General features: G+C 44.3%; 12 protein-coding genes, 1 tRNA gene and 1 riboswitch. Of the genes, 6 read left to right on the forward strand and 7 right to left on the reverse strand.

Translation table 11 applies throughout. The annotated features are described in order from the left end of the window. Positions 1–32 precede the first annotated feature (32 nt). The 6 genes from rsxG to GFB47_RS04085 form a co-directional block, all read right to left on the reverse strand. Positions 33–659 carry an electron transport complex subunit RsxG gene (gene rsxG, locus GFB47_RS04060; RefSeq protein WP_153446743.1) on the reverse strand — a complete coding sequence of 209 codons (627 nt, stop codon included), beginning with the start codon at positions 657–659 and terminating at the stop codon, positions 33–35. A gap of 6 nt (positions 660–665) precedes the next feature. Then, positions 666–1,718 (reverse strand): electron transport complex subunit RsxD, encoded by a 1,053-nt coding sequence (rsxD, locus tag GFB47_RS04065; protein ID WP_153446745.1) that lies wholly within the window; start codon positions 1,716–1,718, stop codon positions 666–668. Then, complete coding sequence (gene rsxC, locus GFB47_RS04070; protein ID WP_153446747.1) at positions 1,718–4,150, reverse strand: electron transport complex subunit RsxC; 2,433 nt, start codon at positions 4,148–4,150, stop codon at positions 1,718–1,720. Before rsxC ends, rsxD begins: the two co-directional genes overlap by 1 nt. Before the next feature lie 10 nt (positions 4,151–4,160). Beyond that, positions 4,161–4,790, reverse strand: a complete 630-nt coding sequence (gene rsxB / locus GFB47_RS04075; protein WP_153446748.1) for an electron transport complex subunit RsxB — start codon at positions 4,788–4,790, stop codon at positions 4,161–4,163. A 3-nt stretch (positions 4,791–4,793) separates the two neighbouring features. Next, positions 4,794–5,372 (reverse strand): electron transport complex subunit RsxA, encoded by a 579-nt coding sequence (gene rsxA / locus GFB47_RS04080; RefSeq protein ID WP_153446750.1) that lies wholly within the window; start codon positions 5,370–5,372, stop codon positions 4,794–4,796. Positions 5,373–5,553: 181 nt separating this feature from the next. Then, positions 5,554–5,629 (reverse strand) — tRNA-Asn (locus GFB47_RS04085). Between the two features lie 593 nt (positions 5,630–6,222). Between GFB47_RS04085 and uvrB the strand changes: the two genes are divergently transcribed. Continuing rightward, positions 6,223–8,253: an excinuclease ABC subunit UvrB gene (gene uvrB, locus GFB47_RS04090; RefSeq protein ID WP_153446752.1), complete on the forward strand. Its 2,031-nt coding sequence runs from the start codon at positions 6,223–6,225 to the stop codon at positions 8,251–8,253. A gap of 91 nt (positions 8,254–8,344) precedes the next feature. Here uvrB and yvcK read toward each other — a convergent pair whose 3' ends face one another. Further along, complete coding sequence (gene yvcK, locus GFB47_RS04095; RefSeq protein ID WP_153446753.1) at positions 8,345–9,235, reverse strand: uridine diphosphate-N-acetylglucosamine-binding protein YvcK; 891 nt, start codon at positions 9,233–9,235, stop codon at positions 8,345–8,347. A gap of 181 nt (positions 9,236–9,416) precedes the next feature. Continuing rightward, positions 9,417–9,604: riboswitch (molybdenum cofactor riboswitch) on the forward strand. Between yvcK and moaA the strand changes: the two genes are divergently transcribed. The 5 genes from moaA to GFB47_RS04120 all read left to right on the forward strand — a co-directional run bounded on the left by moaA (position 9,593) and on the right by GFB47_RS04120 (position 13,787). Next, positions 9,593–10,648 carry a GTP 3',8-cyclase MoaA gene (gene moaA, locus GFB47_RS04100; RefSeq protein WP_153446755.1) on the forward strand — a complete coding sequence of 352 codons (1,056 nt, stop codon included), beginning with the start codon at positions 9,593–9,595 and terminating at the stop codon, positions 10,646–10,648. Its footprint overlaps the riboswitch before it by 12 nt. Before the next feature lie 77 nt (positions 10,649–10,725). After that, entirely contained in the window at positions 10,726–11,202 is a 477-nt protein-coding gene (gene moaC, locus GFB47_RS04105) for a cyclic pyranopterin monophosphate synthase MoaC (protein WP_153446757.1), read from the forward strand. Positions 11,203–11,214: 12 nt separating this feature from the next. Beyond that, complete coding sequence (gene moaD, locus GFB47_RS04110; protein WP_153446759.1) at positions 11,215–11,460, forward strand: molybdopterin synthase sulfur carrier subunit; 246 nt, start codon at positions 11,215–11,217, stop codon at positions 11,458–11,460. A 1-nt stretch (position 11,461) separates the two neighbouring features. After that, positions 11,462–11,932 (forward strand): molybdopterin synthase catalytic subunit MoaE, encoded by a 471-nt coding sequence (moaE, locus tag GFB47_RS04115; protein WP_407701688.1) that lies wholly within the window; start codon positions 11,462–11,464, stop codon positions 11,930–11,932. Between the two features lie 268 nt (positions 11,933–12,200). Further along, on the forward strand, positions 12,201–13,787 hold the full coding sequence (locus tag GFB47_RS04120) for a polysaccharide lyase family 7 protein (RefSeq protein ID WP_153446761.1): 1,587 nt from the start codon (positions 12,201–12,203) through the stop codon (positions 13,785–13,787). Positions 13,788–13,795: the final 8 nt, after the last annotated feature.

The following is a 13,795-nucleotide window of genomic DNA, read 5'->3' on the forward strand; positions in this document are numbered from 1 at the left end:
CTTGAGCTAAATCGGTGTTGAGACTAGACATGTTATCCCTCACAATTTAATGGTTGATTAAGAATAGTGGCTTTATTTTGCTTAAAGTAAATAACGGTTTTCTTAATAGCTTTGACCATGGCGCGCGGAGTAATGGTAGCACCGGTAAATTGGTCAAACTGCCCGCCATCTTTACGTACTGCCCATTCCGCTTTATTTTCATCGGTGACGGTTTTATGATCGAAGCTGAAAATCCACTTACTTTTTCGCACTTCAATTTTATCGCCTAAGCCAGGGGTTTCATTATGTTCTAGCACTCGCGAACTGGTGATCACACCGTCCATATCCATGCCGACGATGATTTTGATCGCGCCGTTATAACCATCTGGGGCATAAGATTCAATTGCAATCGCGGTCGGTTTGCCATCTTTGGTGGCTAAATAGGCCGGCATAGGTTTGGTGGTGACACTGGTTTGCGACGGCAATAACATGCACGATGAAAATAGAGGCTTATCGTGCATACTGCGTGGGATCACTTGATTGAGTGTCTTTTGCAATTGCATTTGTTGTTGATGGGTAATGGTGTCTGCCGTGACCCAATTGGTAACCGCGACTAACGCGGTGGAAGCAATGGCAAATACCGCCAAAATGGCCCCATTTTTCTTCATGGCATTAAGCATAATATTTTACCTTGTATGGCCGTAAGTACGGGGCTTGGTGTAGTAATCAATTAACGGTACCGACATATTGGCCAGTAAGATGGCAAATGCAACGCCATCAGGGAAACCGCCCCAAGAACGAATTAAAAACACCACTACACCAATCATGCAGCCATAGTACAAACGTCCCTTGGTGGTGGTGGAGGCCGTAATAGGATCGGTCGCAATAAAGAATGCCCCTAGCATCGTTGCACCAGATAACAATTGCAGTGCTGGCGAGGCCGTCATTCCTGGATCAAATAAACTGGTTAAGACACTCATCACGAATAAGCTTAGCAGCATTGCAGTGGGTATTTGCCATTGGATAATGCGCATTTTTAATAACACTGCACCACCAAATAAGAATGCAATATTAACCCATTGCCAGCCTATGCCAAATAAACCACTGTAAGGGGCTTGTTGCATGATCTCACTGGCAGTATGCCCAGCACGAATGGATGTTTTGAACGTGTCCAGTGGGGTTGCCATAGTGACACCATCAATACCGGTTCGCACTTGTAATAGTGATAAACCATCGCCGTTATAGCCGCTAAAAATTAATTTGACGCAATCAGAGAAGTGCAAATGCAAGCTAGTGACCACCTCTGGTGCTAACCAACTGGTCATTTGTACTGGGAATGAAATCAGTAGTACCACATACGCGACCATTGCAGGGTTAAAGAGGTTTTGTCCAATACCTCCGTATAAATGTTTACCGATCACAATGGCAAAAAACAAACCAATTGCCATTAGCCACCAAGGAGAGAGTGGCGGTATCGAAACCGCAAGTAGCATGCCGGTCACCATAGCACTATTATCTTTTAATGCGGTTAAAGGTGAGCGTTTTCTTAGCAGCATGACCGCAGCTTCAAAAAACCAAGCTAATAAGACTGCATATACAACTTGAATTAATACACCGTAACCGAAAAAGTAGGTTTGTGCGCCAATACCAGGGAGTAAACATAAGGCTACCCACATCATAATGTTGGAGGTATTGCGTTTGACATGAACGTGCGGTGAGCTGGTAATAAAAAACGCCACTATTTCTTCTCCTGTTTATTTTTGCCGATAAAGACCGGTATATCGAACAGATCATCAAGCGATAAATCAGATGTTGGTTGTGCTTTTTCTGCTACGGCATCTGATTGCTCTGTTTGTGCCATGAGTTTCTCCGCTCCCGCAACTTGGCTTTCTGAGTGACTGTCAGGCTGTGCTTGCTGTTGTGCCTGTTGCTGCGCCTGTTGTTCGGCTTTGCGCGCTTTGGCTCGAGCAACTGCTGCGGCCACGGCGGCATTTTTTGGCGCGGGTGCAGACATTGATTTAGTTTCAGGTTCCATGCTGATATTTTGTTTGTCGGTGTCAGTATCGGTATCGGTGTCGCTTTTGCTGTCAGTTTGGTCTTGCAGCTGCGCCTGTTGTTCTGCTTTACGCGCTTTGGCTCGAGCAACTGCAGCGGCCACGGCGGCATTTTTGGGCGTAGGTGCCGGGGTTGATTTTGTTTCAGGCTCCGCGCTGTTATTTTGGTTGTCAGTGTCAGTGTCAATATCAGCTTCGGTTTCGCTGTCAGCCTGTGTTTGCTGCTGTGCCTGCTGTTCGGCTTTACGCGCTTTAGCTCGAGCCACTGCTGCGGCCACGGCGGCATTTTTTGGCGCGGGTGCAGGGGTTGATTTAGCTTCAGGTTCCGCGCTGATATCTTGTTTGTCAGTATCAGCTTCGGTGTTGGTTTCTTTGTCGGTTTCGCATTTGCTTTCAGCTTGTGCTTGTAGTTGCGCTTTTTTCTCGCGCGCTACTCGTTTGCGCTCTTCACGCAATTTCATCATTTCACTGTTATCAGGCTCGCTCTGTCCGGCTTTTGCGGCAGCTGCTTGTTTGGCTTTAGCGCGAGCAATGGCCGCAGCAACAGCCGGTTTCACGGTTGTGGTATCCGGCGTGAGTGTGGCTTGTTGCGCTTTCACTCTAGCAATCGCGGCGGCTATCGCATCATCGCCACCTGCCGTTTTATTCATCTCGCCACGACGTTTATCCGCCGCTTGCTTAAAGCGATTTTCACGCTCTTGTTTATCTCGCTCAAGACGTTGTTGTCTTTCTTCAAAACGCAGTTTAGCGCGTTCGGCTTCTTTGGCTTCTTGATTACGGGTCCAGATCTCGGATTTGGCTTGGCGATAATATTGCACCAACGGGATCTCACTTGGGCAAACATAAGCACAAGCGCCACATTCGATGCAATCCGACAGATGGTATTCTTCACATTTGTCGTAATCTTGTGCTTTGGCATACCACTGCATTTGTTGTGGTAGCAATGACACTGGGCACACTTCGGCACAAGCAGTACAGCGGATGCAGGCCATTTCTTGTGAAGCCGGTGCCAACTCTTTGCGTTTTGGCGCTAAAATACAGTTGGTGATCTTGGTGATCGGCACATGGGGATGCGGTAAGGTGAAGCCCATTAATGAACCGCCGATGATCAGGCGAGGATGACGTTTGTCAGCTTTATATCCAAACTGTTCTAATAGTGATGAAATTGGCGTGCCTAAACGAGCAAAGACATTGCCTTTTTGCGCAAAAGAATCACCCGTTAAGGTCACAACACGTTCAATTAAAGGCTCGCCATCGACAATCGCACGTTTAATCGCAAAAGCTGTACCGACGTTTTGCATCAGTACGCCGACTGCAGCCGAGTGCGCTTTGCTAGGCACTTCACGCCCAGTTAATACCTTGATTAATTGCTTCGCACCACCGGATGGGTATTTGGTCGGGATCACACGGATCACTAAATCCACTTCTTTGGCGGCGAGTTCGAGTGCGGCGGTGGCTTCTTTTTTATTATCTTCAATGCCGATGATGGTGACTTCAGGTTTTAGAATATGCTGGATCACCTGAACGCCTTGGATCACTTCTTCTGCAAAGTCGCGCATTAAGCGATCATCGGCGGTGATGTAAGGTTCGCACTCTGCGGCATTGATGATGAGTATTTTGGTTTTTGCTAATCCGGTATGCAGCTTACGAGCGGTAGGAAAACCCGCACCGCCCATACCTGAGATACCCGACTGGCGGATCTTTTCGATCAGAGCTTCGGGATCGACATCTTGATAGTTTGGTGTGGCTTGTTTTTCAATCCAAGTATCGAGTCCATCGGGTTTAATAATTATGCACAGATCAGATAAGCCAGATGGGTGAGCGATAGTGCGTTTTTCTATCGCGGTGACCGTGCCAGATGTCGGCGCATGGACCGGCACCATAAAGGCGAGATTGGCATGAGTAAGTTGCTGACCACGTAAGACATGATCGCCAACTTTAATGCAGATATCCCCCGGACGACCAATGTGCTGTTTCAATGGCAGGATAAATTCATCGGCCAGTTGTGGAAAAACCATAGTCGTGTGTGATGATTGATCTTTATTTTCCGGCGGATGAATGCCGCCGGGGAAATCCCAGAGTTGACCGTGACGAATTTGTTCAATTAAAGACGACATTCTATTTCCTTCAATTCACGGTTTCAGATTTGGATGCAGTGTCAGCAGAGGCTTCAATGTTTGCAGTCTCATTTTGGGTTGCCGGAGATAAATCAGTGACAACCGGAATAGTGTTTAAGGTCCACTTCCAAGTATCGGGGGTGGTTTCAACTGGGATCATTTCAATACAGTCAGTCGGGCAGGGCGCAACACAAAGATCGCAGCCAGTACATTCACTTTTGATCACCGTGTGCATTGCTTTCGTGCCGCCGACAATCGCATCGACTGGGCAAGCTTGAATACACTTAGTACAACCAATGCACATATCTTCATGAATAAAGGCGACTTTCTTAACCGCTTCTTCAATGTTGGCGCTATCGGATGGAACATCAATACCCATTAAGTTTGCCAGTTTCTCAATGCCCGCTTGACCGCCTGGTGGGCATTTGGTGATAGCATCACCATTGGCAATCGCTTCCGCGTAAGGACGGCAACCAGGGTAGCCACATTGACCACATTGTGTTTGCGGTAAAATATCATCAATTTGATCGACGATTGGATCGGCTTCGACTTTGAAACGAATAGAGGCAAAGCCCAGAATAACCCCAAAAACGGCGGCTAAAGCGGCAATGGCAGCAACAGCAATAACGATGGTACTCATGAATTATTTCACCAAGCCAGTAAAGCCCATAAAGGCGAGTGACATTAAACCTGCGGTGATCATCGCAATCGATGCACCTTTAAATGGCATAGGAACATCTGCCGCGGCAATACGTTCACGCATTGAGGCAAATAGAATCAATACTAGCGAGAAGCCTACCGCCGCGCCAAAGCCATAGATGATTGACTCTATAAAGTTATGATTTTCATTGATATTAAGCAAAGCAACGCCCAGAACCGCACAGTTAGTGGTGATCAAGGGCAAGAAAATACCTAATAAACGATAAAGGGTAGGACTGGTTTTATGCACCACCATTTCGGTAAATTGAACCACAAACGCAATCACTAAAATAAAGCTCATGGTTTGTAAGTATTCAATCCCTAATGGGCGCAAAATATAGGTTTGAACTAAATAAGAGCAGACCGACGCGAGAGTGAGAACAAACGTCGTCGCCAGCCCCATGCCAATGGCGGTTTCTAATTTCTTTGATACGCCCATAAACGGGCAGATGCCGAGGAATTTGACGAGCACAAAGTTATTGACTAAGACGGTGCCAACAAGCAAGAGAAGGTAATCGGTCATATCATCTCATTAGGTTAATAGTGATCCCGATATTATCGTCATTTGTGACACTAATAACAACCTACTGAAAATAGGTATTTAGTCATTTAAGGCAGTATTTATCGGGAAAAAGCAATAAAGTTGATTTAAAGCGAGAAAAAAACGCAAAAAGGCCGCATTAATATGCGGCCTTTTTTAAATTTGGCTCCCTGTGCAAGACTTGAACTTGCGACATACGGATTAACAGTCCGCCGTTCTACCAACTGAACTAACAGGGAATTATTCAACGAGGAGGATTCTAGCGAGAGTCGTTTTTACTGTCAATCCACGAAGCAATAAAAAAGTGATTTTTTTTAAGTTTTTTAGCTTTACTTTCTTGTATCAATTGACTGGCAAGGGCTAGAGCTAGTTATCCACTAAATTTGTGGATAAGTGTGTGCATGAAACCTGAGCAATTAATTGGTCACTGTATTATTAACAAGTGTTTAATTAATAAGTATGGTCTAATTGATTGTATTTTATAGCTTTGTGAGTAAGTTAATTAGTTAGTGTTGATGTGGATTAAATGAACAAAGAAAAGAGAAATGTTAATAAAATGAGATGAAATGATTTTTTTTGGGGAAAAGCAGTGGGTAAAAATAGAGGGTATGTTGCGAGTAGCTAAATCGAGGGACAAGAATATTAACAGAATTAAATTTAATTCGCTAGCGCTAAATAGGCTGTTTTGGATGCGATTCTAACCAGATCATCCGCTATTTTAATTCGCTGCTATTTTTTAAACAGCGATACCGATTCACAAGTTTAAAATGTTTGGATACAGTAGACCCCTGCAACCTTTGCGCGAAACCATTATGACCAAGTTGAGAGTGTTATGAGTAAATTATATCAATTGGAATCGGCCTACGATCCGGCTGGTGACCAACCTGCTGCTATTGAGCAATTAACCGATGGTCTAGATTCGGGCCTTGCTCATCAAACCTTATTAGGTGTTACGGGCTCGGGTAAAACCTTTACCTTAGCCAACGTGATTGCCAACGCGCAAAGACCGACCATTATTTTAGCACCGAATAAAACCTTAGCCGCGCAATTGTACGGCGAGATGAAAGCTTTTTTTCCTCATAATGCGGTTGAGTATTTCGTTTCTTATTACGATTATTATCAACCTGAAGCTTATGTTCCAACCACCGACACTTTTATTGAAAAGGATTCATCGGTTAATGCGCATATCGAACAAATGCGCTTGTCTGCCACCAAATCATTAATTGAACGTAAGGATGCCATTATTGTGGCGTCGGTTTCGGCTATTTATGGTTTGGGAGATCCTGATTCTTATTTAAAAATGATGCTGCATATTCGTCGTGGTGACATCTTGGATCAGCGTGACATCATCCGCCGTTTGGCCGAATTGCAATATACCCGGAATGATATGGTGTTTGAACGTGGTAATTTCCGTGTCCGTGGTGAAGTGGTGGATGTGTTTCCGGCTGATTCTGAACATGATGCGGTGCGGATTGAAATGTTTGACGAAGAAGTGGAATGCATCAGTATTTTTGACCCGCTGACTGGCGCGATCAAGCAACGGGATATGGCGCGCGCGACCATTTATCCTAAAACTCACTATGTGACCCCAAGAGAAAAAATTCTTGAAGCGATTGAAGAGATCAAGCTTGAGTTAGTTGAGCGGCAAAAACACCTGCGTGAAAATAATAAGTTGGTAGAAGATCAACGCATTACTCAGCGAACTCAGTTTGATGTTGAAATGATGAATGAAATCGGTTTTTGTTCCGGAATTGAAAACTACTCTCGCTACTTAAGTGGGCGAAAAGAAGGTGAGCCGCCACCAACCTTATTTGATTACCTGCCTAAAGATGGCTTGCTGATCATAGATGAATCGCACGTTACGGTGCCGCAAATAGGCGCGATGTATAAAGGTGACCGCTCGCGTAAAGAAACGCTGGTGGAATTTGGTTTTCGTTTGCCGTCAGCGTTGGATAATCGCCCGTTACGTTTTGAAGAGTTTGAAGCCTTAGCACCACAAACCATTTATGTTTCTGCTACGCCAAGTCAATATGAACTGGATAAATCGGGCGATGATGTGGCCGAGCAAGTCGTGCGGCCAACCGGATTACTCGATCCAGAAATTGAAGTGCGTCCAGTCGGCACTCAAGTCGATGATTTATTATCGGAAATACACAAACGAGTGGCAGTCAATGAGCGGGTATTGGTCACCACCTTAACCAAACGGATGGCAGAAGATCTAACCGAATACTTAACCGAGCATGGCATTAAAGTGCGTTATCTGCATTCAGATATTGATACGGTGGAACGTGTCGAAATTATTCGTGATTTACGTTTAGGTGAGTTTGATGTGTTAGTCGGAATTAACTTACTGCGTGAAGGTTTGGATATGCCGGAAGTGTCTTTAGTCGCCATTTTAGACGCTGACAAAGAAGGCTTCTTACGTTCTGAGCGGTCGTTGATCCAAACTATCGGTCGCGCCGCGCGTAACTTGCAAGGTAAAGCCATTTTATACGGTGATTCGATAACCAAATCGATGAAAAAAGCGATAGATGAAACCGACCGTCGTCGTGCAAAACAACATGCTTACAATGAATCGATTGGTGCCACGCCACAAGCATTGACCAAAAGCATCCAAGACATTATGGAATTGAGTCATGTTGGGACGCGCAAAGGTAAAAAAGCCAGCAATGTCGTTTCGCTATCGAAAGTCGCCGAGCAAGCAGCGGAGTACCAAGCCTTGACGCCCCAACAGCTTGATAAACGCATTACTCAACTTGAAAATGAGATGTACCAACATGCACAAAATTTAGAGTTTGAGCAAGCAGCGCATAAACGCGATGAAATCGAAAAACTCAGGGCGCAGTTTATTACCAATAGTTAACCGCGGGATGCCAAAGACAGTTTATTCTGATGGAGGTAAACTGTCTTTTTATTGCCATTTTCAGGCACCGCTTAAGATCACTTGGCATCCGTCACTGCAAAATAATCTTTTCGATTTGTTGTTGCAGTTTTTTACGGTCGTGTCGCCATTCGTGGTTAGGTGATGCTAAGTTTACTTCAACACATTGATATTGTAGTTTTAACTCATCACTAAAGTTCTCACCCAATAAAATATCCACTTGACGACCGCCACAAGCACGTTGGCACCAATTTAATTTTTGCTCTAACGTCATCATGCCAGCAGGGCCGTATTCATTATCGAGATTATCAATAAACACCACTTTGGCTTGTGAACATTCGGCAATTGCTTTGCCTATTTCGGGTAATAACAATGGCGGCATGATGCTGGTTAAAAAACTGCCAGGTCCTAAGATAATACAGTCGGCAGCTTGGATCGCATGGATCCCTTCATCGGTAGCCGGTACTTCGGGCTCAACGTACAAACGTTGTAGTAACTCAGACATTTCATCGACATTGGTTTCCCCCCGCACCCATTGACCTGAAACCGACAACGCAGTGAGATCTGCTGGGTGTTCCGACATCGGTACAATATTGACTTCGACTTGCAACATATCACGGATCAAATTAATCGCTTCTAATGGACGAATGGAAAGATTACCCAGCGCGGTCAGCATCAAGTTACCTAAATTGTGTCCGTTAAGCTCTCCCGCTCCTCGAAAACGATATTCAAACATCATCGAACTGGTGGTCGGTTCGGTGATCAACTGATTAATACAATTACGCGTATCGCCCCAAGCAATACCGCCTTGGCATTGACGAATACGTCCGGTTGAACCGCCATTGTCGGTAGTCGCCACAATACCGGTGGCATTATGGCCAAAATCTTTTAACGCGGCCAAAATACGGCCTAAACCATGTCCACCGCCTATTGCGACAACTTTGTTTTTGGTATGAATAGTCATAAATAAATGTCATGTTAAAAATGTTGATAGAAGCGATTTGAAGAGCTTCTTCACATTTCTTTGATTTGGATTAACTAAATATAACGGGCTTAGCCTGAAATGGGTATGGCAAAAATCACGTTTCTTGCGTAGACTTTGACAATAATCTTATCAATTGGCCATTTCCAACAGAAAGTCGATTGTTATGTCAAAACTCCGAGCGTGGATCACTACGTTTACTTTTTATCTTATCTATAGCGGAATGATACGTTATTACATCTGATGAAAAGTTAAATATGTTTTTTACGCCAGTGGCAAATTTTGTCACCAGGGTTTACTTAGAAATGAGTTGACCTCCCGTATTTGGAAAGGTGTTTCGTGACCCAATTAGTTAATCAATATACTCCTCAAAAAGAGGGGGGTCTTAGTGACTCTCCCGCTTCAGATTCTACGGAATTTGTCGATAACTTTCAGCGTAAGTTTTATTACTTACGTCTGTCGATCACTGACGTGTGTAATTTTAAGTGTACCTATTGTTTGCCCGATGGCTATCATCCAACCGGTCGTAAAAACTCGTCTTTTTTAGATCAATCTGAAATTAAACGTGTAGTCAATGCGTTCGCCGATTGTGGCACCACTAAAGTGCGTTTAACCGGCGGTGAACCAAGTTTACGCAAAGACTTTACCGATATTATTGCCAGTGTTGCCGAAACCAAAGGCATCAATAAAGTCGCCACCACCACTAACGGTTATCGCATGGCCAAACAAGTGGATGACTGGAAAGAGGCAGGATTGACGCACATTAATGTCAGTGTCGATAGTCTAGATCCAAAATTGTTCCACCAGATCACAGGTGAAAATAAATTTCACGATGTGATGAATGGGATTGAGCGCGCCTTTGAAATTGGCTATCAGCAAGTCAAAGTCAATGTAGTGCTGCTCAAACAATTAAATGGCCACTCGCTACCTGAATTCCTCCATTGGATCAAAACCCGACCAATTCAATTGCGCTTTATTGAATTAATGCAAACGGGCGAAATGGATACGCTATTCCAACAGCAGCATCAATCGGGCGTCAGCATCCGCAATCATCTGATCGCCAATGGTTGGTTACTCAAAATCAAAGAAGCGAATGATGGTCCCGCGCAAGTGTTTGTGCACCCTGATTACTTAGGTGAGATTGGGTTGATCATGCCGTACGAAAAAGGCTTCTGTGAAACCTGCAACCGCCTTCGAGTCTCGGCAACCGGTAAATTACACTTATGTTTGTTTGGCGATCAAGGGGTAGAATTGCGCGATCTGCTCGAACAAGATCAACAAGAAGGTGCCTTGATTGAACGCATTCAAGGCGCGCTTAAAACCAAATCAGTCAGTCACTTCTTGCAAGATGGCAATACCGGTATGACACCTCATCTCGCCTCGATCGGCGGCTAATACTTTTAGTCTCTCTCTTTAATCACGGTTCTTGTTAGTATTTCTGATGAGGGCCTGTATTGTGACAGGAATATAACGTGGAAAAATTTACACACATTAATGCTTCAGGCGAAGCCAATATGGTCGATGTCTCTGCCAAACAAGAAACGGTCCGTGAAGCACGCGCAGAAGCGTGGGTGAGCATGTCGGCTGAAACGCTGCAATTGATTGTGTCTGGCGATCATCATAAAGGCGATGTGTTTGCTACCGCTCGCATTGCAGGCATCCAAGCGGCGAAAAAAACCTGGGACTTGATCCCGCTGTGTCATCCATTACTGCTGACAAAAGTTGAAGTGCATTTACAAGCTCTACCTGAAACCAATCAAGTGCGCATTGAATCTTTATGCAAGCTGACCGGCAAAACTGGGGTAGAAATGGAAGCATTAACCGCAGCTTCTGTCGCGGCACTGACCATTTACGATATGTGTAAAGCAGTGCAAAAAGACATGGTGATTGGTCAAGTCCGATTACTGGAAAAAACCGGCGGTAAGTCTGGTCATTTCAAAGCAGAATAGAAGGTTATTAATATGATTAAAGTATTATTTTTTGCTCAAACGCGTGAACAAATTGGCGAAGAGGGCATTAATGTCGATGCCGATAACCTAACCGCCGATGCCTTGCGTGATCAACTTTGCCAACAAGGTGAACAATGGGCGCAAGCGTTGCAATCAGGCAAGTTACTTGTGGCGGTAAACCAAGATATGGTACCAATGGAAACTTTAGTTAAATCGGGCGATGAAGTGGCCTTTTTTCCACCGGTGACCGGAGGTTAATATGATGGATATCAACGCATTTGAAATGGTGTCTGTCCCTTATGATGATTTTGATGTTGGCGCAGAATACGCACAACTTGCTCAAGGTTCTCAAGCGGGCGCGGTAGTTACCTTTGTGGGGAAGGTTCGCGATATGAATCTGGGCGATAATGTCACCGGACTCAGTCTAGAGCATTACCCTGGCATGACCGAGCGCTCACTAATTTCTATTTGTGATCAAGCAAAGCAACGTTGGCCATTATTGAATATTCGCGTGATCCATCGTATTGGTGATTTAGATTTAGGCGATCAAATTGTGTTTGTTGGCGTATCGAGCGTGCACCGAGTGGCAGCGTTTGAAGCGTGTGAATTCGTGATGGATTATTTAAAAACCAAAGCACCATTTTGGAAGAAAGAGCGCACCACCGATGAGGTTCGTTGGTTGGAGTCGCGTGATTGTGATGCTAAAGCGGCGCAACGTTGGAAGAAATAACGCGATACGCTCATTAATTTGATGCGTATAGCTTCAATTAAATCAATTTTATTGTGCTTATTCGAAGATAAAAAGTAAGATCTCACACAAATATTGATGATAAATTCAATCAAAATATCTGACTGTGATCTCGTTTTTGTTGTTAGTGACTTATTTGTATTACAAGATTATGAAATGATGTAAAAACTAACGAACACATTGAATAAATCAATGGTTTAAAGCTAATTCTTTTGTTTTTCATATTTTATAGCGAATAGGTGACCTAGACATGAAGCATATTTATCTTAAAACCTTGCTAGCATCTTCAGTATTGCTAGCGGTCGGTTGTACATCAACAGCAACGCTTACTCCTGCTCAGCAACTTGCACAAGATCAGTCAACGGCGCAAGGTTTCACGGGTGAAGCGGTATTAACTCCGGTTGCTGTTTCAGCAAGCAGTCATGATGGTAATGGTCCTGATCGTCTGATAGATAATGATATTCAAACACGCTGGTCTGCTAATGGTGATGGCGAATGGGCGATGATTGATTATGGTTCGGCTCATGAATTTAATGCAGTTCGCGCAGCATTTAGTAAAGGTAATGAGCGTCAAAGTAAGTTTGATATTCTTGTTAGTACCGATGGTAAAACATGGACTCCTGTACTTGAAAATCAAATGAGTTCTGGTGGCGTTATTGGCTTAGAGCGTTTTGCTTTTGCACCGGTTACTGCACGTTACATCAAGTATGTTGGTCATGGTAATACCGGTAATGATTGGAACAGTGTGACAGAGCTTGCGGCAGTAAATTGTGGTGTGAATGCTTGCCCAACTAATCAAATTATTACCCCTGATGTGATTGCTGCTGAGACCTCTCTTATTGCTCAAATGAAAGCAGATGCTGCCGCTCAAAAAGATGCGCGCAAAAATTTACGTAAAGGTGATTTTGGCGCAGTTGCGGTATACCCTTGTTTAACAACTGTTAAATGTGGTCGTGGCGAACTACCAACCCCAACGGGTTTACCAGCAACACCAAAAGCCGGTAATGCACCAAGTCAAAACTTCGATATGACATCTTGGTACCTATCTCAGCCGTTTGACCATGATAAAAATAACCGCCCTGATGATGTGAGTGAATGGGACCTGGCTAACGGTTACTCACACCCTGATGTATTCTACACCGCTGCAGACGGTGGTTTGGTATTCAAAACGTTTGTGAAAGGTGTTCGTACTTCACCAAATACCCAATATGCTCGTACTGAACTACGTGAAATGCTGCGTAAAGGTGATAAATCAATCCCAACGAAAGGGGTTAACAAAAACAACTGGGTATTCAGTTCTGCGCCAGTGGCTGACCAAAAAGCCGCCGGTGGTGTTGATGGTGTACTAAACGCGACACTTAAAATTGACCACGCCACGACAACAGGTGAAGCCGGTCAAGTTGGTCGCTTTATTATTGGTCAAATCCATGATCAAGATGATGAGCCAATTCGACTGTACTACCGTAAATTGCCAAACCAACCAACAGGTACGGTTTACTTCGCACACGAAAACACCTTGAAAGGCACGGAGACATTCTATGACTTAGTGGGTGGCATGACGGGTGAAATCGGTGATAAAGGTATCGCACTTGGCGAGAAATTTAGCTACCAAATCGCGGTTAAAGGTAACACGATGACAGTTACAGTTATGCGCCCTGGTAAGCCGGATGTAAAACAAGTCGTTGATATGAGTGAAAGTGGTTACGATGTGGGTGGTAAGTACATGTACTTTAAAGCCGGTGTTTATAACCAAAATATCTCTGGTGACCCAGATGATTACGCTCAAGCGACTTTCTACAAACTAGATAAGTCTCATAGCACATACACAGGAAAGTAAATTTTCTG

The organism is Vibrio algicola (assembly GCF_009601765.2).
In the GTDB taxonomy this organism is placed as follows: domain Bacteria; phylum Pseudomonadota; class Gammaproteobacteria; order Enterobacterales; family Vibrionaceae; genus Vibrio; species Vibrio algicola.

Coding starts and splice junctions, on each gene's coding strand:
- rsxA (WP_153446750.1), bottom strand. CDS start 5,372: ATGACCGATTACCTTCTCTTGCTTGTTGGCACCGTCTTAGTCAATAAC.
- rsxC (WP_153446747.1), bottom strand. CDS start 4,150: ATGTCGTCTTTAATTGAACAAATTCGTCACGGTCAACTCTGGGATTTC.
- yvcK (WP_153446753.1), bottom strand. CDS start 9,235: ATGACTATTCATACCAAAAACAAAGTTGTCGCAATAGGCGGTGGACAT.
- rsxG (WP_153446743.1), bottom strand. CDS start 659: ATGCTTAATGCCATGAAGAAAAATGGGGCCATTTTGGCGGTATTTGCC.
- moaE (WP_407701688.1), top strand. CDS start 11,462: ATGATGGATATCAACGCATTTGAAATGGTGTCTGTCCCTTATGATGAT.
- moaD (WP_153446759.1), top strand. CDS start 11,215: ATGATTAAAGTATTATTTTTTGCTCAAACGCGTGAACAAATTGGCGAA.
- uvrB (WP_153446752.1), top strand. CDS start 6,223: ATGAGTAAATTATATCAATTGGAATCGGCCTACGATCCGGCTGGTGAC.
- GFB47_RS04120 (WP_153446761.1), top strand. CDS start 12,201: ATGAAGCATATTTATCTTAAAACCTTGCTAGCATCTTCAGTATTGCTA.
- rsxB (WP_153446748.1), bottom strand. CDS start 4,790: ATGAGTACCATCGTTATTGCTGTTGCTGCCATTGCCGCTTTAGCCGCC.